The following is a 21,128-nucleotide window of genomic DNA, read 5'->3' as shown; positions in this document are numbered from 1 at the left end:
ACCCATCCTGCCCAGGGGTCGATAACCAGCGGCGACGCGCCGGTTGCCGGTCTGTAACGCGTTACCGGCGGGCGCGCCGCGCGCGCAGCAGCTCCGCCACCGACCAGGCCTGGAACGGGCAGCCGGTGGCGGTGTGCGGCGCGACGCCGTCGGCGGTCTCGCTGACCGAGCCGAGGCCGACCTCGGTGAGGTGGCCCTCCAGGCCCACCAGCAGGTCGTCGGTGGGCAGGCCGGCCCGGCGGTACGCGTCCACCAGCGGGCCGGTCAGCCAGGGCCAGACCGTGCCCTGGTGGTAGGCGGAGTCCCGCTCGGCCGGGCCGCCCCGGTGCCGCCCGACGAACCCGGGGGAGTCGGGGGCGAGGCTGCGCGGCCCGAGCGGGGTGACCAGCGCCTCGGCGACGCGGCGCAGCGTGGCCTCGTCCGGCTCCAGCGGCGCGTACGGCAGGGACCAGGCGAGCAGCTGGTTGGGGCGCAGCAGGTCGTCGTCGTGGTGCGGGGCGCCGCCCAGCGGGTAGGCGGGCGCCGGGGCGTCCACCACGTCGTGCAGCCAGCCGGCCGGCGCGGGGAAGCGGGAGCGGAACGACGTGGTGGCCCGGGAGTGCAGCGCCCACAGCGCGCCGGCGTCCCGACCGGCCAGCTCGGTCAGCTCGGCGAGCCCGGCCAACCCGTTGACCCACAGCGCGTTGACCTCGACCGGCTTGCCGGTGCGCGGGGTCACGGGCACGCCGTACACGCGGGCGTCCATCCAGGTCAGCGCCACGTCCGGCGGGCCGCCCTGGGTGAGCAGCCCGTCGGCCGGGTCGACGCCGATGCCGTAGCGGGTGCCGGCGACGTGCGCCTCCACCACGCCGTGCAGCGCGGGCAGCAGCTCGTCGCCGAGGTCGGTGTCGCCGGTGACCGTGACGTGCCGGTTGACCGCGTGCAGGAACCACAGCGTGCCGTCGACCGTGTTGTGCTCGACCCGGCCGGTGTCGGCGGTGTTCGCCAGCATGCCCTCCGACAGCGTGCCCGCGTACGCCCGCAGCAGGTCGCGGCCCTCGTCGGCGCGGCCGGTGCAGAGGAACAACCCCTCGTAGGAGATCATCGTGTCCCGCGACCAGGCCCCGAACCAGGGGTAGCCGGCCACCACGTCCGGGCCGGTGGCGGCGCGCACCACGAACGCGTCGGCGGCCAGCGCGAGCGTCGCCTCGACCGCGTCCTCGGGCTTCGCCGCGGCCACCACCGCGCGGTGCCGCCGCCGGGCCGCCTCGATGACGGCGGTCGCCGGCGGCGGCTCCTCGGCCAGGTCGTCCGCCCAGGCCAGCACCGTCACCGTCGCCCCCGGCTCGTCCAGCGCGCCGGAGAACCGGCCGGCGTACCAGAGGTCCTCGTCCGGGTGCAGGCCGCGGGCCGCCTCCTCCCGGTGGCGCACGCCGTGCCACCACTGGCCCTCCGGCGTCCAGTCCGGCCCGGCGAGCCGGAACGCGCCGTCGACCACCGCGCCGCCGGCCGCCGGCTCCAGCCGGGGCGCCGGCCCGTCGGCCCGCCGCTCACCGTGGGCGTCCCGCCAGGTGCAGGCAGCGGCCAGGTCCAGCCGGACCGGGCCGCCGGAGACCAGCCGGTGCACCACGGCGACGCACGACCGGCCGTACGTCATGGCGATCTCCCGCTCGATCACCACCTCGCCGATCCGCCACCGCCAGCGCGGCAGCCCGTCGGCCAGGTCGAAGCGTTCCAGCTGCTCGAAGCCGCGCGGGTCGACCACCCCGGAGGACCACTCGTGCGCGCCGAGCCGGACCTGCCGCCCCGACGGCAGGGTCACCGCCGGGTCGAGGCCGGCCAGTCCCACCTTGCGGGACGCCGGCGTTTCGCCCGCCACCACGAGCAGGCCGTGGTAGCGGCGGGTGCGCAGCCCGGCGACGGTGCCCATGGCGTAGCCGCCGCGCCCGTCCGTGACCAGCCATTCCCGGCCGGCGGACGCGGACAGCTCACCACAGACCTGCGGGCCGAAGCGGATGTCGATCAACTTTCCTCCACCGGCAGCGAGGTGTGACATGCCACGGCGACAATGGCCGCTGTGGAGAAGTACCCCGGAGGCGTCGAAGATGTGCGGGTGATCACCGACCGCCCGACCTCCGCGACCTCCGACCCCGAGCGGCACCGGCTCGCCCAGGCCGACGCCGGGGAGCGGGACTGGCGCGCATGGGGCCCCTATCTGTCCGAGCGGGCGTGGGGGACGGTACGGGAGGACTACAGCGAGCACGGCACGGCGTGGGACTACTTCCCCCACGATCATGCGCGGTCCCGAGCCTACCGGTGGAACGAGGACGGCATGGCGGGCGTCTGCGACGACCGGCAGACGTTCTGCTTCGCGCTGGCGCTGTGGAACGAGCGGGACCCGATCCTCAAGGAGCGCATGTTCGGCCTCGGCGGCGACGGCGGCAACCACGGCGAGGACGTCAAGGAGTACTGGTGGTACGAGGACTCCACGCCCACCCACTCCTTCATGCGGTGGCGCTACCACTACCCGCAGGCCGCCTTCCCGTACGACGAGCTGGTCGCGGTGAACGCGCTGCGCGGCCGGGACGACACCGAGTACGAGCTGGTGGACACCGGCATCTTCGACGACGACCGGTACTGGGCGGTCACCGTCGACTACGCCAAGGCGTCGCCGACCGACATGTGCCTCCTGGTCACCGTCGCGAACCGGGGCGACGAGGACGCCACCCTGCACGTGCTGCCCACGCTCTGGTTCCGCAACACCTGGGCCTGGGGGCTGCCCGGCGGCGAGCGGGTCCCGCAGCTGGTCGGGTCCGGCTCCCGGCTGGTCGGCGAGCACTGGGTGCTCGGCCAGCTGCTGCTGGAGGGCGACGGCGACCCGACCCCGCTGCTCTGCGACAACGAGACCAACGCCGAGCGGCTGTGGGGGCTGGCCGGGCGGTCCGCGTACCCGAAGGACGGCATCAACGACCACGTGGTGGCCGGCGCCGACACCGTCAACCCGGGGCGCACCGGCACCAAGGGCGCGCTGCACTACGTGCTCGACGTGCCGGCCGGCGGGCAGCGCCAGATCCGGCTGCGGCTGACCCGCACCGCGCCGCCGCCGGCCGGCGACCCGCCCGCCCCGGCCGACCTGGGCGACGGCTTCGACACCGTGCTCTGGGCCCGGCGGGCCGAGGCCAACCGGTTCTTCGACAGCGTGATCCCGGCCGCCGCCACCGCCGACGAGGCCCTGGTCGCCCGCCAGGCGATCGCCGGGCTGATGTGGGGCAAGCAGTTCTACCACTTCGACGTCAAGCGGTGGCTGGAGGGCGATCCCGGCTCGTCGCCGCCGCCGGCCGGCCGCCGGCACGGGCGCAACAGCGCCTGGTGGCACATGAACAGCTTCGACGTGATCTCCATGCCGGACCCGTGGGAGTACCCCTGGTACGCGGCCTGGGACCTGGCCTTCCACTGCGTGACCATCGCCCGGGTGGACCCGGCCTTCGCCAAGGAACAGCTGCTGCTCCTGCTCCGCGAGTGGTACCTGCACCCCAACGGCCAGATCCCGGCGTACGAGTGGGCGTTCGGGGACGTGAACCCGCCGGTGCACGCCTGGGCCGCGCTGAAGGTGTTCGAGATCGACGGCTCGCGGGACCACGAGTTCCTCGCCCGGGTGATGCACAAGCTGCTGCTCAACTTCACCTGGTGGGTGAACCGGAAGGACACCGGCGGCAACAACGTCTTCGAGGGCGGCTTCCTCGGGCTGGACAACGTCGGCCCGTTCGACCGCTCGGCCGCGCTGCCGGTGGCCGGGGTGCTGGAGCAGTCCGACGGCACCGGCTGGATGGGCATGTACGCGCTCAACCTGCTCGACATGGCGATCGTGCTGGCCGAGCACGACCGGGCCTACGTCGACACCGCGACGAAGTTCTTCGAGCACTTCGCGTACATCGCCGCGGCCGCGTACGACCAGGGGCTGTGGGACGCCGAGGACGCGTTCTTCTACGACGTGCTGCGGCTGGCCGACGGCACGCAGGTGCCGCTGAAGGTGCGCTCGGTGGTCGGGCTGCTGCCGCTGGCGGCGGTCACCCGGCTCACCGCCCGGACCATGCGGCGCCTGCCCGAGCTGGGCGCCCGGCTGCGCTGGTTCCTCACCAACCGTCCCGAGTACGCCGAGGTGATCGGCGCCCGCCGGCTCGGCCCGGACGGACGCCAGCAGCGTCTGCTGTCGATGGTCGGCCCGGAGCAGGTGGTGCGGTTGCTGGCCCGGATGCTCGACACCGACGAGTTCCTCTCCGAGTACGGCCTGCGCACGCTCTCCCGCGCCCACCTGGACAAGCCGTTCACGGTCACGCTCGGCGGGCAGGAGTTCAGCGTCGGCTACGAACCGGCCGAGTCCACCAGCGGGCTGTTCGGCGGCAACTCCAACTGGCGCGGCCCGATCTGGATGCCGACGAACTTCCTGCTGATCAGCGCGCTGCGCGACTACGCCGCGTTCTTCGGCGACGACCTCCAGGTGGAGTATCCGACCCGCTCCGGGGTCAAGCGCACCCTCGACGAGATCGCCGACGACCTGTCGGCCCGGCTGATCTCGCTGTTCACCCGCGACGGCTGGGGCCGACGGCCGATCTACGGCGCCGCGCAGCTGTTCCAGACCCACCCGGACTGGCGGGACCTGATCTGCTTCCCGGAGTACTTCCACGGTGACAACGGCGCCGGTCTGGGCGCGTGGCACCAGACCGGGTGGACGGCGTTGGTCGCCGACCTGATCCTCACGCTGCGCCGCTGAGCGCGGGACGCGCCGGGTCCGGCGCGCCCCGCACCGTCTACGGCAGCGGGAGGAACGCCACCCGGGCGTGGTACTCGCGGGCGAACGTCTCGGTGTCGCTGCCCACCCACAGGCCCCGGTCGGTGGCGTACAGCTCGGCGGTGCCGACGCCCCGCGCCTTGGTCGGGTTCCACGGCAACGCCCGGCCGGTGGTCGGGTGGATCGCGCCGATGCCGGGCCGGGACACCGCGCCCGGTCCGGCGGAGTTGCGGCCCAGGGGGTTGTCGAGCCAGCGCTGGTGCCCGCCCACGTAGACCGCGGCGCCGGTGACCGCCACCGAGAGCAGCGTGTCGCCGCCGGTGTAGTTGGCCCAGGTCGGCTGCTTGCCGGCGGTGGCGGCGCCGAACTCGAACCGGGCCGCCGTGTCGCAGAGCGTGCCGGGGAACGGCCCGCCGGTGGTGACCACCACGAACCAGCTGCCGTCCGGCGCGATGTCGACGCCGCGCAGGTAGGCGGGCATCGTCCTGGCGCACGGCGGCTGGTAGCGGTCGGTGGACCAGCCGGAGAGCGTGGCCCCGGCGGCGGTCAGGTCGGCCACCGCGAGCTGGTGCCGCGCCAGGCCCGCCACCGTGCTGAAGTTGCCGGCGAGGACCAGCTTCCGGCCGTCGGGGGAGACGTCCAGCGCCTCGACCTTGACCGGCGCGGTCGCCCCGGAGCTGGTCACCCGGGGTCCGGCCAGGCGCAGGTCCACCGACGGGTCCGCGGCGCCGGTGGTGGCGTCCACCGCCGCCAGGCCACGCCGGGTCACCCCGCCGACGGTCTGGAACGCGCCGCCGACGACCAGCCGGCCGCCGACCAGGCGTACGTCGTTGACCTGGTTGTTGAGGGCCGGCGGGGTGAACCCGGCGACCCGGGCGCCGGTCGCCGCGTCGATCCGGGCCAGCCGGGACGCGGCCACGCCGCCGACAGTGGTGAACGCGCCCCCGACGTAGAGCGAACGGCCGTCCGGGGCGGCGGCCAGCGCGCGCACCGCGCCGTTGACCCGCGGCCGGAAGGTGGTGTCGATCCGGCCGGTGGTCGCGTCGAGGGCCACCAGCCGGGGCATCGCCAGCTGGGCCGACTGCCCGGAGTTGCGGACCGTGGTGAAGGTGCCGGCGAGGTAGACCCGGTTGCCGACCTGCAGGATCCGGTTCACCGTGCCGTCGAGCGCGTGCGGGGTCCAGTCGACCGGGTCGGCGCCGACCACGGTGGCGTGCGCGGCGTTGACGGCGAGGGCCGGGGCCGTCGGGAGCGCGCCGCCCACGGCGGCGAGCGTGGCAGCCACGGCGACGACCGCGCGTCGCCGGCGACGGGTGCGGGACGGTGGTGCTGGGGCGGATGCGGTCGTCATCGCCGAAGCATCCCGCCCGGGCAGGCGTTCCGCAGTCGGGTAGCCGCCCCGGACCGGCCGCCGAACGGCCGGTCCGGGTGCCCGGCCGGTGGTGGGGCCGGGCCCCGCTCAACTCGGGTGTGGCCCGGGGAGGGCCGGAGTAGGGTGTGCGGGTCCACGAGGGGAGGGTGGTGTGACGCGACCGCGCCGGGAGGCCGCCGTGCTGGTCTTCGACGCCGACGACACGCTCTGGGAGAACAACGTCCTCTTCGAGCGGGTGATCGACGACTTCCTCACCTGGCTCGACCACCCCACCCTGGACCGGACGCAGCTCCGGGCGGTGCTCGACGACATCGAGCGGGCCAACGCCGTGGCGCACGGCTACGGCAGCAAGGTCTTCCTGCGCAGCCTGGGCGAGTGCCTGGAGAAGCTGCGCGAACGTCCGGCCACCGCGCCGGAACGCGCCGAGATCGAGCAGCTCGCGGCGGCGCTGGTCGGGCACCAGGTCGAGCTGATGCCGGGCGTGGCGGAGACGCTGGACGACCTGGCCACCCGCCACGACCTGCTGCTGCTGACCAAGGGGGAGCGGGAGGAGCAGCAGCGCAAGCTCGACGCCTGCGGGCTGCTGCACCACTTCCGGGCGGCGCACATCGTGGCCGAGAAGGACGCGGACACCTACCGGTGGCTGGCCCGCGAGCACGCGTTCGACCCGACGGCGGCGTGGATGATCGGCAACTCCCCGCGCTCGGACATCCTGCCCGCCCGCGCCGCCGGGATGAACGCCGTCTTCATCCCGAACGAGAACACCTGGGTGCTGGAGCACGAGGAACTCGACCCGACCGACCCCGGGGTGATTCGGCTGGCCGCGTTCGGAGACCTGGTCCGGCACTTCTGACCCGGCCGGTAACGTCCGACAGGTGCCGCTCACCTTCCCGTCGCACCTCGCGCCGGTGCTGCCGCTGAAGCGGTGGCGGCCGCACTGGTTCGACGGGGTGGCGCTGGCCACCGGCGCGGTGGCGCCGGACGTCGCCTACCTGTTCAGCGGCACCCGCCTCGACCTCGGCCTGCGCCCGCACACGCTCGGCGGGCTGCTCTGGTGGTGCCTGCCGGTCGCGCTCGCGTACGCCTGGATCGTGCGCCGGGTGGTCGCCGGCATCGCCGCGCACCTGCCCGCGCCGAAGTTCTTCGGCTGGCCGCAGTATGCCGCGTTGGCCGGCGTGCGGCATCCCTGGCAGGTCACCGTCTGCTCGGCCCTGATCGGCGCGTTCAGCCACGTCGCGTGGGACCGGATCAGCCACACCGAGCGCCTGCCCCGCCTGCTCGGCGTCGCGGACTTCCACGCCCTGACCGGGATGTACTGGTGGCAGTTCGCGGACGTGTTCGCCAGCCTCGGCGGCGGCCTGCTGGTGGTCGTCCTGGCGCTGCACGACGCGCGTCGCGGCGCGATCTTCGACGGCGTGCCCCCGCCCGCGCCGCCGACGAACCGGCTCGTGTTCTGGCGGGTGGCCCTGGCGGTCACCGGTCTGGGGGCGCTGCTGCTGCCCGGGCTGCCGGCGGCCACCGTCCCCGCCCCGGCCGGCGTCCGCGTGCTGCACCTGGGGGCGCTGGCCCTCGTCGCCGGCGCGGCGGCGGCCCGGTCCGCACCGCCGCGACGGGCCGATCGCGGTCGGCGTCTCGAAGACGAACAGCGCCCGGTCGGCTGACCCTGTTACGTCGACATGCCGCATTTCGGCATTGACATCAATCACAGCCGCGTGAGTGCGGTCGAAGCTTGTCCGACCTGCGCGGACCTGCCTAACCTGAGCCGGCGTCCACGCCTCGTCGGGGTGAGTCGGGGGCGCACCGGAGTCCGGTGGTGTGAGCACCGTGGAGCTGAGTGCGGGCAGACCGGCTCGCCGTGCGGAGCCCGGCGTGGGCGGCGTGCCACGCCCGTCGCGTTCCCACGGCGTAGACCGTTATCACGCCGGACGGCCGGGGTCAGGGCCGGGGAGTTGCGGACCCGGTCCTGACCCGTCCGGCCGAGCGGATTCCGGGCGGGACGCCTCTGGTGCGCGGGCCGGTCACGGAGCGACACTGAGTCATGACACCTCAGCGCGTACCGCTGCTCGCCGGGCTGGTCGTGCTGCTCGCGGCGGCCTGCACCTCGACCGGCCACGACGGCGCGACCCCGGCGACGTCCGCCGCGGCGCCGCCGGCCACGACCGCCGCCGCAACCCCGCCCGCGGCGACCACCCCGCCCGCCGCGACCGACCCGTCGGCGACCGCCGGTTCCTGGCGGGTGACCTGGGGCTGGGCGGTGCCCGCCTCGCCCGCCCGGGTGAGGCATCCGGTGCGTGTCCCGGTGACCCCGGCCCCGGGCGAACCGCTGCCCGTGCTGGTGTCGGTGCAGACCGGCGACCACCCCGCGGAGGGGTTCAGCCGGATCACCTTCGCCTTCCACGGGCCCACCCCGTCGTACCAGGTCGGCTACGTCCCGCAGGTGGTGACCGAGGGGCGTGGCGCGCCGGTCGCCCTGCCCGGCACGGCGTACCTGTCGGTGCGGTTCGACCCGGCGCAGGCGCACGACGCCCGGGGCGGTGGGACGGCCGACGTGCCGCCGGCGGCGATCGGCTACCCGACGCTGCTCGGGTGGGCGGCGGCCGGCGACTTCGAGGGGCACCTGAGCTTCGGGCTCGGCCTGCGGCCACCGGACGGTGGGCGGTTGCCGGTGCGGCTCGGCGAGTCGACCCGGCCGGACGGCACCCACGTCGTCTCCGTCGACGTCCGGCGGGCCTGACCGCCGGGACACGCGGGTCGGCTCAGGTCTCGATGACGGCGCCTTTCTCGTCGATGCCGTGGGTCCGCCAGTAGACGTCCCACTCGTCGTCGACGTGCCGCGGCACCTTGTCCGGCGGGAAGCGCACGTACGGGGCGGTCGGCTCCTCCCCGTCGGGGAGACAGGCCCGGCCGCCGCCCGGGCCGACCGCGATGACCGGGTACTCACCGTCGGCGCAGATGCTCTCCCGGTAGGAGCACCCGGTGCTGAGCATGAGCCCGCTCAGCCCGACGGTGGCGAGGACGACCACGATTCGAGTTCGCACGCGGAGAATTCTCGTCGCTCCGTGCGCGTCCGCCATCGGTACGCGTACTCACCTTCGCCGGCGGGACCGTCGGCTCAGCCGACCTCGCCCCGGACGATCGCCACCGCGACCCGACAGAACTCGTCCATGTCGGGCTGGAAGCCGGCGGCGATGTCCGGGTGCAGGCCGGCGCGGGTCTCGTCGAGCAACCGACGGCAGACGTCCTCGACCGGCTCGCCCGCGTAGCTGGCACGGACCCGGTCGGCGGCCGCCTGCAGGGCCGAGGTCAGCTGATCCTCCAGCGGGCCGCGCAGCTTCTGCTGCACAGGATCGAGCCCGCTCGGATCGAGCGTGACATGTGGCTCCGACATCGGCGCTCCCTTCGTCGGCGTCCGCGGTACCCCACCGCGGGCGTCGGTCAAACCATCGTCGGTACGGCCGCGACCCGGACCTGGTAGGAGAACTCCTCCGCCGGCTCCTCGGCGTACGACAGCCGGCGGATCTGCCGGTCGTCGGCCCAGAGGGCGACGTCGACCAGCACCCCGAGGTGGGCGAGGCCGATGTTGGCCACCCGCTTCTTGTCCTGCAGCACCGCGCACACCCCGCCGAGCAACGTGCTGGCGTCGGAGGTGCGGTGCCCGGGCGGGCAGCGCAGGGTCAGGTCCACCTCGATCGGACCGGCGAGCGGGGTCCACCCGGTGCGCTGGGCCGCCGTGCAGGCGGCCTGGAGCAGCGCGCGGACCCTCGTCGCCTGCCGGTGCCCGGCGGCGAAGATGGACAGGGCCTCGGTCTTGACCGGGGGCAGGCCGCTCACCTCGAACGTCAGGGCGAGAGCGCGGGTGTCCTGCACGACGGCACCTCCTCGGGGGAATCCTGCCCAACCGGTACGCGAGCGGACGGCAGTTCCCGCGAGAACCAACCGATCGGGCGGGCGGTGGGGGACGGCCGGCGGCGTATCGACATCGGCGGCGACGCGCTGGCTACGGAGCTAGGGAAACGCTAGTCGAGTCGACTGACGCTGGGTAGTCTCCCCGCTCACGGAGTGGGACGGGGGTCAGCGGCGCGCGCGCTTGAGTTCGTGGAACGTCTCCAGCCGCAGCAGCGGCAACATCGAGTCCCAGATCGTCACGGCGTCCTCGACGCCGGGGACCTCGGTCAGGATCGGGCCGTGGATGCCCCGGCGGGCGTCCGGCACCATCAGCACCGGCGAGCCGATGTCCGGGCCGGCCGAGGCGTACGCGAGGGCGTGCGACTCGTGGACCGCCTCGTCCCAGCTGTCGTCGTCGAGCGCCGGCGCCGCGTCGGCCAGGCCGGCCGCGTCCACCGCCGCCGCGACGACGCGGTCGCCGAGCGGGTCGCCGGCGTCGTGGCTGCGCGTGCCCAGCTCCGTGTACAGGCGGCCCGCGTCGTGGTGGCGGCCCTGCGCGCGCAGCGCCTCCACCAGCCGCAGCACCCGCCCGGAGGCCGCCATCGCCTCGGCGTACTCGGGGGCGACCTGTCCGTCGTTGAGGATGGCCAGGCTGAACGCCCGCCACTCGACACCCAGCCCGCGCGCCTCGGCGACGGCGACCAGCCAGCGCGAGGTGCGCCAGGTCCACGGGCAGACCGGATCGAAGAAGAAGGTGGCGTCCATCACCCCAACCTAGGCCGGGGAGCGGCGGGGCGCAGCGCGGCGGTCACCGTCACGTGACCGTGATGTTTCGCTTCGTCGCAGGTCGGGCACGTTCAGCCGCACGAAACGCCCGGGGCGTCGGGCGGCCAGGCCGGTGCCTCGACCGTCTCGCCGTGCGCCGGGGCACGGGTGACCTCCCCGGTTCTTCGCCGAAGAGAGGGGGAGGGTGATGACGACAGTCCCCGACACGGCCGCACGGCGGCCGGTGAGACGCGCGGCGGCTGCGGCCGCCGCGCTGGCGTTGGTGGCCCCGCTGGCCGCCTGCGGGTCCGGCGGCGACGGCGGCACGCCCACGATCAACCTGTACTACCCGCCCGAGCAGAACCTGCAGAAGGTGGTCGACGACTGCAACGCGCAGGCGCAGGGGCGGTACCGGATCTCCTACCGGGTGTTGCCGCGTCAGGCCGACGAGCAGCGGGTGCAGATGGTGCGCCGGCTCGCCGCGCAGGACACCGGCATGGACGTGCTCGGCCTGGACGTCACCTGGACCCAGGAGTTCGCCAGCGCCGAGTGGATCCGGGAGTGGACCGGCCAGGACAAGGCCGAGGTGGAGCAGGGCACGCTCGAGGGCCCGCTGGACACCGCCCGGTACGAGGACAAGCTCTACGCCGCGCCGAAGAACACCAACGTGCAGCTGCTCTGGTACCGGTCCGACCTGGTGTCGCAGCCGCCGAAGACCTGGGACGAGATGATCTCCGCGGCCCAGCAGCTGAAGCAGCAGGGCAAGCCGTACCAGGTGCTCACCATGGGCGCCCAGTACGAGGGGCTGGTCGTCCTCTACAACACGCTGGCCGAGAGCGCCGGCGGGAAGATCCTCAGCGACGACGGCAAGAAGGCGGTGATGGACGCCGGGACCGTGCGCGCGTTGGAGCAGCTCAAGACGTTCGCCACCTCCGGCGTGACCTCGGCGTCGTTCAGCAACGCGGTCGAGGACCCGGTGCGGCTGGAGTTCCAGTCCGGCGGCGGCGCCTTCCAGGTGAACTGGCCGTACGTGTATCCGGCCCTGCAGGAGGCCAACCCGGAGCTGGCGAAGAACGTCAAGTGGGCGCGGGTGCCGGGGATCGAGGCGGGCTCCCCGAGCAAGGTGACCATCGGCGGGATCAACCTGGCGGTCAGCACCTACTCGAAGCACCCGACCGAGTCGTTCGAGGTGGCCCGGTGCCTGCGCAACGCCGAGCACCAGAAGTTCTCCGCGGTCAACGACGGCGTGCCCCCGACCATCGAGGCGGTCTACGACGACCCGGAAATGGACGAGGCGTACCCGATGAAGGAAACCATCCTGGAGGAGCTGAAGGAGCCGGCGGTGCGACCGCTGACGCCCGCGTACCAGAGCATCTCCACGGTGATGTCGGCGATCCTGTCGCCGCCGTCGGCGATCCAGCCCGAGCAGACCGCCGACCGACTGCGCGGGGCGATCGCCGACGCGCTGGAGTCGAAGGGGGTTCTGCCATGAGCGTGAACGCGACCCCGGCCGGCGCCGAGGCCGCCGTCGAGGCGGAGGAGTCGACCGGCCGGCACGCCGCCGTACCGGCCCAGCGGGCCCGGCGCGGCTCCCGCGCCCCGTTGAGCGAGAACAAGCGGGCCGAGCGACGCCTCGGCTGGCTGCTGTGCGCGCCGGCCGCCCTGGTGATGGTGCTGGTCACCGCGTACCCGATCCTCTACTCGGTGTGGCTGTCGTTGCAGCGGTTCGACCTGCGGTTCCCCGACGAGCGGCAGTTCGTCGGCCTGGAGAACTACGTCACCGTGCTCACCAACGACTTCTGGTGGACCGCGTTCGGGGTGACCGCCCTGATCACGGTCGTCACGGTCGCGGTCGAACTGGTGCTCGGCATGGGCCTGGCCCTGATCATGCACCGGACGCTGGTCGGGCGGGGCATCGTGCGCACCGCGGCGCTGATCCCGTACGGCATCGTCACGGTGGTCGCGGCGTTCTCCTGGCGGTACGCCTGGACGCCCGGCACCGGTTACCTGGCGAACCTGTTCGACGGCAGCGCGCCGCTGACCGAGCGGGCCAGCTCGCTGGCGATCATCATGCTGGCGGAGATCTGGAAGACCACCCCGTTCATGGCGCTGCTGCTGATGGCCGGGCTGGCGCTGGTGCCGGAGGACCTGCTCAAGGCGGCCTCCACCGACGGCGCCACCGCGTGGCAGCGGTTCACCAAGGTGATGCTGCCGGTGATGAAGCCGGCGATCCTGGTGGCGCTGCTGTTCCGCACGCTCGACGCGTTCCGGGTCTTCGACAACATCTTCGTGCTCACCAGCGGCGGCAACGAGACCTCGTCGGTGTCGATGCTCGCCTACAACAACCTGATCCGGGGTTTGAACCTCGGTATCGGCTCCACGATGTCGGTGCTGATCTTCATCACCGTGGCGATCATCGCCTTCGTCTTCGTGAAGCTGTTCGGCACCGCTGCCCCCGGCAGCGACGATGGGGAGAGGCGCTGACATGGCCGTGGAAACCACCACACGGGCGAAGCTGCGCTGGGGCGTGCTGGACGTCGTGGTCGTCGTCTTCGCGCTGGTGCCGGTGCTCTGGATCGCCTCGCTGTCGTTCAAGACCCCGGCCACGCTCACCGACGGCAAGTTCTGGCCGCGGGAGTGGACGCTGGAGAACTACCGGACGATCTTCGACACCGACCAGTTCGTCCGGGCGCTGGTCAACTCGATCGGCATCGCGCTGATCGCCACCGTGATCGCGGTGGTGCTCGGCACGATGGCCGCGTACGCGATCTCCCGGCTGGACTTCCCGGGCAAGAAGCTGCTGGTCGGGGTGTCCCTGCTGATCGCGATGTTCCCGCAGGTGTCACTGGTGTCGCCGCTGTTCGAGATCGAGCGTCAACTCGGCCTCTTCGACACCTGGCCCGGCCTGATCCTGCCGTACATCACGTTCGCGCTGCCGCTGGCGATCTACACGCTGTCGGCGTTCTTCAAGCAGATCCCGTGGGACCTGGAGAAGGCGGCGAAGATGGACGGCGCCACCCAGGGGCAGGCGTTCCGGCGGGTGATCGCCCCGCTGGCCGCGCCGGGCGTGTTCACCACGGCCATCCTGGTCTTCATCTTCTGCTGGAACGACTTCCTGTTCGCGATCACGCTCACCTCGACCGAGCAGTCCCGCACGGTCCCGGTGGCGTTGTCGTTCTTCACCGGCGAGTCGCAGTTCGAGGACCCCGCCGGGGCGATCTGCGCGGCCGCCGTGGTGATCACCGTGCCGATCATCCTGTTCGTGCTCTTCTTCCAGCGCCGCATCGTCTCCGGTCTGACCTCCGGCGCAGTCAAGGGATAGGTGGTAACAGTGGCTGACATCGTGCTGGACAAGGTGAGCAAGCGGTTCCCGGACGGGACCACCGCGGTGCGGGACGTCGACCTGGAGATCGCCGACGGCGAGTTCGTCATCCTGGTCGGCCCCTCGGGCTGCGGAAAGTCGACCACCCTCAACATGATCGCCGGGCTGGAGGACATCAGCTCCGGTGAGCTGCGCATCGCGGGGCAGCGGGTCAACGACAAGGCGCCCCGGGACCGGGACATCGCCATGGTCTTCCAGTCGTACGCGCTCTACCCGAACATGACCGTGCGGGAGAACATGGCGTTCCCGCTGCGGTTGGCGAAGATGGACAAGGAGACCATCAACCAGAAGGTCGACGAGGCCGCCAAGGTGCTGGAGCTGACCGCGCTGCTGGACCGCAAGCCGGCCAACCTCTCCGGCGGCCAGCGGCAGCGGGTGGCGATGGGTCGGGCGATCGTCCGCCAGCCCAAGGCGTTCCTGATGGACGAGCCGCTGTCCAACCTGGACGCGAAGCTGCGGGTGCAGATGCGGACCGTCGTGTCCCGGCTGCAGAAGCAGCTCGGCACCACCACGGTCTACGTGACCCACGACCAGACCGAGGCGATGACCCTGGGCGACCGGGTGGTCATCATGCGCGGTGGCGCGGTGCAGCAGGTCGGCCCGCCGCAGGAGCTGTACGACAACCCGCGCAACCTCTTCGTCGCCGGGTTCATCGGCTCGCCGTCGATGAACTTCCTGCACGCCGCGGTGGAGGAGGGGCGGCTGCGCACCGCGTTGGGTGACGTGCCGATCGGCGAGCGGATCCGCCGCGAGCTGGAGGCCGGCGACGCGCCCCGCGAGCTGATCCTCGGCGTCCGGCCGGAGCACTTCGAGGACGCCGCGCTGGTCGACGACGAGACCCGGGCCCGGGGCCTGGAGTTCGAGGCGCCGGTCGACATCGTCGAGTCGATGGGGTCGGACAAGTACGTCTACTTCACCGTCGAGGGGGAGCGGGCCAGCGCCGCCGAGCTGGAGGAACTGGCCGCCGACGCGGGCGCCTCCGACTTCGCCGGGGCCGGGTCGAGCCTGGTGACCCGCCTGTCGGCGGAGTCGTCGGTGCGCGAGGGCGAGACCCGCCGGGTGTGGTTCAACCTGGAGAAGATCCACCTGTTCGACCCGGGCAGCGGCCGCAACCTGACCCTGCACGAGGGCCGGGCAGCCGGCGCGCTCGCCGACTGAGCACGCTCACGCGCACGGGCCGGTGGCGTACGCGCCGCCGGCCCGTGCGCTGCGCCGTCACCAGGAGTGGCGCAGGTCCAGCCCGAGGAAGCGGGCGTAGTCGGTCAGGGCCGCGTCGACCCGGGCGCGCAGCGCGGCGTCGAACGGCACGAGCTGCCGCACCGTCACGGTCACCGCGCTCCGGCCCAGCGTGCGCTTCCAGGTGCCGACCACCCGACCGCCGCGCACCACCGTGGACTGGAACATCCCGTTGTTGCCGGGCACCACGGCGTCGGCGTGCGCCGGGTCGAGCATCAGCGAGCGGTCCTTGAAGCCGAGCAGGTATTCGTCGAAGCCGGGCAGCGTGTGCACGTCGTCGACCGGGGCGCGGGGCGCGTCGAGCAGCGCGGCGTCGACCACCGCCGCCTCGCCGTCGACCTCGACCGGGGCGAGCCGGTCGCCGGCCAGCGCGACGGCCCGGGTGGCGTCGGTGACGGTGAGCCCGCTCCAGCGGGCCAGCTCGTGCCGGGTCACCGGACCGTGGCCGCGTACGTAGCGGTGGGCCAGCATCGCCAGCGCCTCGTCCCGCTCCGGGCGGTGCGGGTCGGGCACCCAGTCGTCGAGCAGCACGAACGTCTGCTCGGCGCCGACGTGCGGGGCGATGCAGGTGATGCCGCGCTGGCTGGCATACCAGAGCAGGTGGTAGCCCCGCTGGCCGGTGGTGTCCAGCCCGGCGTCGCGCAGCGCGGCCAGGCAGTCGGTGCGGCTGAGCCGACCGCCGCCGGACAGCGCCGCGCCGAGCACGTCGCCGGCCTCGTCGCCGTCGGCGACGGTGAGCCCGAGCTGACGCCACCGGCCGGCGACGGCGGCCAGCGCCCGCACGCCGGTCACCGCCAGCATCCAGTGGGCGTCGCGCGCCGGCACCAGGTGCACCGTGCCGCGCATCGGCCAGGTGCGCAGCGCCTCGCGTCGTTCCAGCGCCGCCCGCACGTCGTCCTGGTTGCGGCCGGGCAGGCGTACGCCGAGCGACCACAGCCCGCTGGCGGCGTCCTGCGCCTGCATGGCGCCGAACCACTCGACCACGTCGGCCACGCTCTTCGGCCGGGCGGTGGGGTGTGGGCGTAGCAGCAGGCTGGTCATCCGCAGGGCGAGCGCCTCGGCGCGGCTCAGGCGTAAGGGCACGGGTGGCCTCCCGTGGGCGGGTGGACGGTCAGCATAGGCCCGACGTCAGACAGCACCGGGTGAACCGGACCGCCCCTGATCGCGCTGCGCCGGCCACACTGCCGACACCAGCGCGATCCCCCGTTCAGGTTCCCGGCGCGGGGGCGGCGGTCGGCCGGCGCCGGTGCGACCAGGATCCCCGGTGCGCGCGGCTCGAAGGACGGTCGCCCCCGGAACTTGCGCAAATCTTGAGCCGGATCGCGCTCGGTCCGGACGCCGGTCCGGGTGACGGAGGCCTCCGGCCCGGCCGGTCGGTGGCGGGCGGCGCGGCACGCCCGGCGTTTGACACGACAAGTAACGGGTAGTCGCCGGAGCTGACCCGAATCGAGGAGGAAACGTCTGATGGATGGCCAGGTCAAGGTCGCGGTGATCTACTACAGCGCGACCGGCATCACCTACCAGATGGCGCAGTCGGCGGTCGAGGCGGCCGGGGAGGCCGGCGCCGAGGTGCGCCTGCGCAAGGTGCGTGAGCTGGCGCCCGACGAGGCGATCCGCTCCAACTCGGGCTGGCAGGCGCACCGCCTGGAGACGCAGGACGTGATGGAGGCGCAGCCGGACGACCTCTCCTGGGCGGACGTGGTGATCATGGGCTCCCCGACCCGGTACGGCATGATCGCCGCGCAGCTCAAGCAGTTCATCGACACCACCGGCCCGCTCTGGGCGCAGGGCGCGCTGGCGGACAAGGTGTACACCGGCTTCACCTCGACCGCGACCTCGCACGGCGGCCAGGAGGCGACGCTGCTGTCGCTGTACACGGTCTTCTACCACTGGGGCGGCATCGTGGTGACCCCCGGATACACCGACCCGAGCCAGTTCGTCGCCGGCAACCCCTACGGCGCCTCGCACACCAGCAACAACGGTGAGGTCGCCCCGGACCACGTGGCCCTGGCCGCCACCGCGCTGACCGCCAAGCGGGCCGTGCTGATGGGCGCCGCGCTGAAGAAGGGCATGGCCGGCTGACCGACCCGGGTGGGCGGCCGGTGGCCGGACGAGGGCTCTCGAACCCGTCCGGGCCACCGGCCGTCCTTCGCCCTACCCCCGATCGGCCGCCCCATGCGCGCTCAGCGCCGGCCGGTCCAGCAGATGCCCGAGCAGGTCCGCCAGGACCGCCGTGCCGTCCTGGCTGAGCACCGACTCCGGGTGGAACTGCACCCCGGCGAAGCCCGCGCCGCGCAGCGCGTGCACCGCGCCGTCGCCCGGGTCGCGGGACAGCTCGACCGGGCCGTACGGGCCGGACACCCGGTCGGCGTCGGCGCGGGCGGTGAAGCTGGCGTAGAACCCGACCCGTCGGGTCACCCCGAACACCGGCACGTCCTGCGGCAGCCCCTGGTAGGGCGCGTCCCGGCGGTGCAGCGGCAGCCCGAGCAGCCCGGCCAGTAACTGGTGGCCCAGGCACACCGCCAGGGTCGGGCGGCCCGAGGCCAGCAACTCGGCCAGGAGCGTCCGCAGCGCGGCCATCTTCGGCGCGGTCAGGTCGCGCGGGTCGCCCGGGCCGGGCCCGACCACCACCAGGTCGTACCCGTCGAGCGGGCCCGGGTCCGGCCAGTCGCGCCGGGTGACCGACAGGCCGAGCGCGCCGAGCTGGTGGGCGAGCATCCCGGTGAACGTGTCCTCCCCGTCGACGATGAGCGCCCGGCGGCCGGCCAGCCCGCGCAGCGCGATCGCGCCCGGCTCCCGCTGCTCCAGCCAGAACCGCGCCAGCGGGGTGTTGCGGGCGGCCAGCGCGGCCCGTACCTCCGGGTCGTCGGCGTGGCGGACGGCCGGCTCGACGCCCGGGTGCGGCGCCTCCGGGCCGAGACCCAGCGCGGCCAGCACACCGGCGGCCTTGGCGTGCGTCTCGGCCACCTCGCCGGCGGTGGTGGAGTGCCGGACCAGCGTGGCGCCGACCGGCACCCGCAGCGCGCCCTCGGGTGAGAACTCGGCGGTGCGGATGAGGATCGGCGCGTCCAGCGTCTGCCGGCCCTGCTCGTCGCGGCCGAGCAGGGCGAGCACGCCGGCGTAGTAGCGGCGGCCGGTGCGCTCGTGCCGGGCGATCACCCGGCAGGCGTTCTCCATCGGGCTGCCGGTCACCGTGGGCGCGAACATGGTCTCCCGCAGCACCTCCCGCACGTCCCGGGAACAGCGCCCGGCCAGCAGGTACTCGGTGTGCGCCAGGTGCGCCATCTCCTTCAGGTACGGCCCGACCACCTGCCCGCCGTGCTCGGCGACGACGGCCATCATCTTCAGCTCCTCGTCGAGCACCATGTACAGCTCCTCCACCTCCTTCGGGTCGTGCAGGAAGCGCAGCAGCGCGTCCCGGTCCACGCTCTCGCCCCGGTGCCGGAAGGTGCCGCTGATCGGGTTCATCTCGACCAGGCCGTCGGCGACGCTGACGTGCCGCTCCGGGCTGGCCCCGACCAGGATCCTGGTGCCGGTGTGCACCAGGAACGTCCAGTAGGCGCCGCGCTCGCGCACCAGCAGCCGACGCAGCGCGGCCAGGGCCGTGGCCAGCGGGTCGCCCTCCACGGTGGCCCGCAGGGTGCGGTGGATGACGAAGTTCGCGCCCTCGCCGTGACCGATCTCGTCGGCCAGCACCCGCTCGACGATGGCCGCGTACTCGTCGTCGGCGATGTCGAAGCCGGCGTCGCGGGTGCGCACCGGCGCGTCGGGCAACGCGTCCAGCACCTCGTCGAGCGGTATCCGCCGGTGCCGCTCGACCGCCAGGTATTCCAGCGGCAGGCCGTCGTCCACGCAGTCGAAGCCGCGCTCGGTGATCTGCCGGAACGGCACCAGGGCCAGCGTGCGCGGGCCGGCCGCGCCCTCGGGCACGGGCAGGTCGGCGAGCTGGTCGGCGGTGCGTACCGGACCGGCGAACAGGTCGACGTGGTCGGCGCCCTCACGGCGGACGAGCGCGAAGGGGCCGGGGTCGAGGCCGGCGGCGACAGCGGCGAGCGGGTCGGACGGGCGGGTCATCGGGTCTCCTCGGTGGGCCGGTGGCCGCCGGTGAGGCGGCCCGGGTTGCCGGGGGAGACCGGCGGCCGCCTCGTGGGGCGGCCGCGTGGGGAAGCTACGCGCGGGGGTGGGCCGCCGGGTCGGCGGGCCACCAGCAGTTCGGGTGCGCGGGCATGGCGATCACTGTACGCGATCGGCCGGCGTCGGGGAACCCGATCGCGCGGGAGCGCGTACGGATCTTGGCTTCGCCGCCGGTCCCGCCGGGTAGGTTGACCGGCGATGGACATTCTCGCTCTGGACCTGGGCACCTCCTCGGTACGCGGGCTGGTGCTGGACGCGGACGCCGTGCCGCGCCCGGGCGCGCTGGCCCGCCGCAAGGTGCACCTGGCCACCGGCGACGACGGCACCGGGACGCTGGACGCCGCCACCTACCTGGCGTGCCTGGTCGAGTGCCTGGACGAGCTGGCCGCCGGCGGGCACCTGCGGCGGGTCGGCCTGGTGGCGACGTCCGCGCAGTGGCACTCGGTGCTGCCGCTGGCCGCCGACGGCACACCGTCCGGTCCGGTGCTGACCTGGCTGGACACCCGGGCCGCGCCGCCGGCCGGCGACGGTGGCCCGGCCGACCCGGAGGACTACCACCGGCGTACCGGCACCTGGTGGCACCGCTGTTACTGGTCGGTGCGGCTGCCCTGGCTGCGGGAGCGGTGCGGGGACCGGACGGTGCGGTTCGCCGGGCTGGCCGAGTACGCCCTGGGCGAGCTGCTCGACACGGCGCCGATGTCCCCGTCGCTGGCCTCCGGCACCGGGCTGCTCGACCTGCGGGACCTGGACTGGGACGCGGAGGCGTGCGCGTTGGCCGGCGTCGGTCCGGACCAGCTCCCGCCGCTGGCTCCGCCGGGCTGGCACGGCCGGCTGGGCGCCGGCTACGCGAGGCGCTGGCCGCAGCTGGCCGAGGCGCGCTGGTCCGCGCCGATCGGCGACGGGGCCGCCTCCAACGTCGGGTCCGGCTGCGTCGACCCGTCCCGCGCGGCGGTCACCATCGGCACCTCCGCCGCGGTCCGCATGATCCAGGCGGTGCCGGCCGGCGCGGAGCTGCCGCCGCTGCCCGACCAGCTGTGGCGCTACCGGGTCGACCACGACCACGTCGTCACCGGCGCCGCGTACTCCAGCGGCGGGAACCTGTTCGCCTGGGCCGACCGGGAGCTGCGGCTGCCCAGGGGTGCGGAGCTGGAGGCCGCGCTGCACCGGGCCGCCGCCGACCTGGTCGTGCGGGCCAATCCCCGGTTCGGCGGCGACCGGCCACCCGGAACGGCGCCGGCCGGCTCCGGTGAGCTGCGCGGGCTGAGCTTCGGCACCACCGCCGTCGACATTCTCGCCGGGCTGATGGCCGGCCTGTGCCGGCTCGTCGCCGACGACCTGGCCCAGCTCGAGGCCGGCGTGGGCGAGCCGATGGAGGTGGTGCTCGGCGGCGGGGCGTTGACCGCGTCACCCTGGTGGCGTGGGGCGTTCGCCGACGTGCTCGCCCCGCGTACGGTCCGGTGGCAGCGCAACCCGGAGATCGGGGCGACCGGCGCCGCGCTGGTGGCGCTCGGTCGGGTCGCCGAAGCGGTCGACATCGGCGGCATCGGCCGGACGGACGAGGGCGCCGCGCCGAACACGTGACCCCC

The 21,128-nt window shown here is 73.8% G+C and carries 18 protein-coding genes; 10 read left to right on the top strand and 8 right to left on the bottom strand.

Annotation, left to right across the window (positions count from 1 at the left end; translation table 11 throughout):
• Positions 1-61: 61 nt before the first annotated feature.
• Positions 62-2,005, bottom strand: coding sequence for an amylo-alpha-1,6-glucosidase (locus O7600_RS08220; protein WP_281593079.1), 1,944 nt, complete (start codon positions 2,003-2,005; stop codon positions 62-64).
• A 42-nt stretch (positions 2,006-2,047) separates the two neighbouring features.
• On the opposite strand from O7600_RS08220, the gene O7600_RS08215 reads away from it, so the two are divergent.
• A complete protein-coding gene (locus tag O7600_RS08215) occupies positions 2,048-4,750 on the top strand; it encodes a glucosidase (RefSeq protein ID WP_281593078.1) in 2,703 nt (900 codons plus the stop codon).
• A gap of 37 nt (positions 4,751-4,787) precedes the next feature.
• On the opposite strand, the gene O7600_RS08210 is transcribed toward O7600_RS08215, so the two are convergent.
• Positions 4,788-6,119 carry a hypothetical protein gene (locus tag O7600_RS08210; RefSeq protein WP_281593077.1) on the bottom strand — a complete coding sequence of 444 codons (1,332 nt, stop codon included), beginning with the start codon at positions 6,117-6,119 and terminating at the stop codon, positions 4,788-4,790.
• A gap of 199 nt (positions 6,120-6,318) precedes the next feature.
• Here O7600_RS08210 and O7600_RS08205 point away from each other — a divergent pair, with 199 nt between their 5' ends.
• The 3 genes from O7600_RS08205 to O7600_RS08195 all read left to right on the top strand — a co-directional run bounded on the left by O7600_RS08205 (position 6,319) and on the right by O7600_RS08195 (position 8,874).
• Positions 6,319-6,993, top strand: a complete 675-nt coding sequence (locus O7600_RS08205; RefSeq protein ID WP_281594095.1) for an HAD family hydrolase — start codon at positions 6,319-6,321, stop codon at positions 6,991-6,993.
• Positions 6,994-7,015: 22 nt separating this feature from the next.
• Positions 7,016-7,801: a DUF4184 family protein gene (locus tag O7600_RS08200; protein ID WP_281593076.1), complete on the top strand. Its 786-nt coding sequence runs from the start codon at positions 7,016-7,018 to the stop codon at positions 7,799-7,801.
• Positions 7,802-8,178: 377 nt separating this feature from the next.
• On the top strand, positions 8,179-8,874 hold the full coding sequence (locus tag O7600_RS08195) for a hypothetical protein (RefSeq protein ID WP_281593075.1): 696 nt from the start codon (positions 8,179-8,181) through the stop codon (positions 8,872-8,874).
• Positions 8,875-8,896: 22 nt separating this feature from the next.
• Here O7600_RS08195 and O7600_RS08190 read toward each other — a convergent pair whose 3' ends face one another.
• From O7600_RS08190 to O7600_RS08175, 4 genes are all read right to left on the bottom strand, one after another.
• Positions 8,897-9,178: a hypothetical protein gene (locus tag O7600_RS08190; RefSeq protein WP_281593074.1), complete on the bottom strand. Its 282-nt coding sequence runs from the start codon at positions 9,176-9,178 to the stop codon at positions 8,897-8,899.
• Positions 9,179-9,252: 74 nt separating this feature from the next.
• Complete coding sequence (locus tag O7600_RS08185) at positions 9,253-9,528, bottom strand: hypothetical protein (protein WP_091573520.1); 276 nt, start codon at positions 9,526-9,528, stop codon at positions 9,253-9,255.
• A gap of 47 nt (positions 9,529-9,575) precedes the next feature.
• Positions 9,576-10,007, bottom strand: coding sequence for a hypothetical protein (locus tag O7600_RS08180; protein ID WP_091573521.1), 432 nt, complete (start codon positions 10,005-10,007; stop codon positions 9,576-9,578).
• Between the two features lie 204 nt (positions 10,008-10,211).
• Positions 10,212-10,790, bottom strand: a complete 579-nt coding sequence (locus O7600_RS08175) for a DsbA family protein (protein ID WP_281593073.1) — start codon at positions 10,788-10,790, stop codon at positions 10,212-10,214.
• 208 nt (positions 10,791-10,998) lie between these two features.
• Between O7600_RS08175 and O7600_RS08170 the strand changes: the two genes are divergently transcribed.
• The 4 genes from O7600_RS08170 to ugpC are packed head-to-tail and all read left to right on the top strand — an operon-like array spanning position 10,999 to position 15,330.
• Positions 10,999-12,282: an ABC transporter substrate-binding protein gene (locus O7600_RS08170; protein WP_281593072.1), complete on the top strand. Its 1,284-nt coding sequence runs from the start codon at positions 10,999-11,001 to the stop codon at positions 12,280-12,282.
• On the top strand, positions 12,279-13,274 hold the full coding sequence (locus tag O7600_RS08165) for a sugar ABC transporter permease (protein ID WP_281593071.1): 996 nt from the start codon (positions 12,279-12,281) through the stop codon (positions 13,272-13,274). Before O7600_RS08170 ends, O7600_RS08165 begins: the two co-directional genes overlap by 4 nt.
• A gap of 1 nt (position 13,275) precedes the next feature.
• A complete protein-coding gene (locus tag O7600_RS08160) occupies positions 13,276-14,112 on the top strand; it encodes a carbohydrate ABC transporter permease (RefSeq protein ID WP_281593070.1) in 837 nt (278 codons plus the stop codon).
• Between the two features lie 9 nt (positions 14,113-14,121).
• Positions 14,122-15,330, top strand: a complete 1,209-nt coding sequence (ugpC, locus tag O7600_RS08155) for a sn-glycerol-3-phosphate ABC transporter ATP-binding protein UgpC (RefSeq protein ID WP_281593069.1) — start codon at positions 14,122-14,124, stop codon at positions 15,328-15,330.
• Between the two features lie 57 nt (positions 15,331-15,387).
• Here ugpC and O7600_RS08150 read toward each other — a convergent pair whose 3' ends face one another.
• Positions 15,388-16,491, bottom strand: a complete 1,104-nt coding sequence (locus O7600_RS08150; protein ID WP_281593068.1) for a winged helix DNA-binding domain-containing protein — start codon at positions 16,489-16,491, stop codon at positions 15,388-15,390.
• Positions 16,492-16,872: 381 nt separating this feature from the next.
• Between O7600_RS08150 and wrbA the strand changes: the two genes are divergently transcribed.
• Positions 16,873-17,490 carry an NAD(P)H:quinone oxidoreductase gene (gene wrbA / locus O7600_RS08145; protein ID WP_091573528.1) on the top strand — a complete coding sequence of 206 codons (618 nt, stop codon included), beginning with the start codon at positions 16,873-16,875 and terminating at the stop codon, positions 17,488-17,490.
• 72 nt (positions 17,491-17,562) lie between these two features.
• Here the strand turns inward: wrbA and O7600_RS08140 are convergent, their stop codons facing one another.
• On the bottom strand, positions 17,563-19,482 hold the full coding sequence (locus tag O7600_RS08140; RefSeq protein ID WP_281593067.1) for an anthranilate synthase family protein: 1,920 nt from the start codon (positions 19,480-19,482) through the stop codon (positions 17,563-17,565).
• Positions 19,483-19,740: 258 nt separating this feature from the next.
• On the opposite strand from O7600_RS08140, the gene O7600_RS08135 reads away from it, so the two are divergent.
• A complete protein-coding gene (locus tag O7600_RS08135) occupies positions 19,741-21,123 on the top strand; it encodes an FGGY family carbohydrate kinase (RefSeq protein WP_281593066.1) in 1,383 nt (460 codons plus the stop codon).
• Positions 21,124-21,128: the final 5 nt, after the last annotated feature.

Origin of the sequence: Micromonospora sp. WMMA1998 (assembly GCF_027497375.1) — a bacterium.
In the GTDB taxonomy this organism is placed as follows: Bacteria; Actinomycetota; Actinomycetes; order Mycobacteriales; family Micromonosporaceae; genus Micromonospora; species Micromonospora sediminicola.
Note: the sequence above shows the minus strand (reverse complement) of the source record. Positions and strands in the feature narration are given on the sequence as shown.

Excerpts from the sequence above, each read along its gene's own strand:
- O7600_RS08215 (WP_281593078.1), top strand. The coding sequence starts at position 2,048 with ATGGCCGCTGTGGAGAAGTACCCCGGAGGCGTCGAAGATGTGCGGGTG.
- O7600_RS08210 (WP_281593077.1), bottom strand. The coding sequence starts at position 6,119 with ATGACGACCGCATCCGCCCCAGCACCACCGTCCCGCACCCGTCGCCGG.
- O7600_RS08195 (WP_281593075.1), top strand. The coding sequence starts at position 8,179 with ATGACACCTCAGCGCGTACCGCTGCTCGCCGGGCTGGTCGTGCTGCTC.
- O7600_RS08185 (WP_091573520.1), bottom strand. The coding sequence starts at position 9,528 with ATGTCGGAGCCACATGTCACGCTCGATCCGAGCGGGCTCGATCCTGTG.
- O7600_RS08175 (WP_281593073.1), bottom strand. The coding sequence starts at position 10,790 with ATGGACGCCACCTTCTTCTTCGATCCGGTCTGCCCGTGGACCTGGCGC.
- O7600_RS08170 (WP_281593072.1), top strand. The coding sequence starts at position 10,999 with ATGACGACAGTCCCCGACACGGCCGCACGGCGGCCGGTGAGACGCGCG.
- O7600_RS08165 (WP_281593071.1), top strand. The coding sequence starts at position 12,279 with ATGAGCGTGAACGCGACCCCGGCCGGCGCCGAGGCCGCCGTCGAGGCG.
- O7600_RS08160 (WP_281593070.1), top strand. The coding sequence starts at position 13,276 with ATGGCCGTGGAAACCACCACACGGGCGAAGCTGCGCTGGGGCGTGCTG.
- wrbA (WP_091573528.1), top strand. The coding sequence starts at position 16,873 with ATGGATGGCCAGGTCAAGGTCGCGGTGATCTACTACAGCGCGACCGGC.
- O7600_RS08140 (WP_281593067.1), bottom strand. The coding sequence starts at position 19,482 with ATGACCCGCCCGTCCGACCCGCTCGCCGCTGTCGCCGCCGGCCTCGAC.
- O7600_RS08135 (WP_281593066.1), top strand. The coding sequence starts at position 19,741 with ATGGACATTCTCGCTCTGGACCTGGGCACCTCCTCGGTACGCGGGCTG.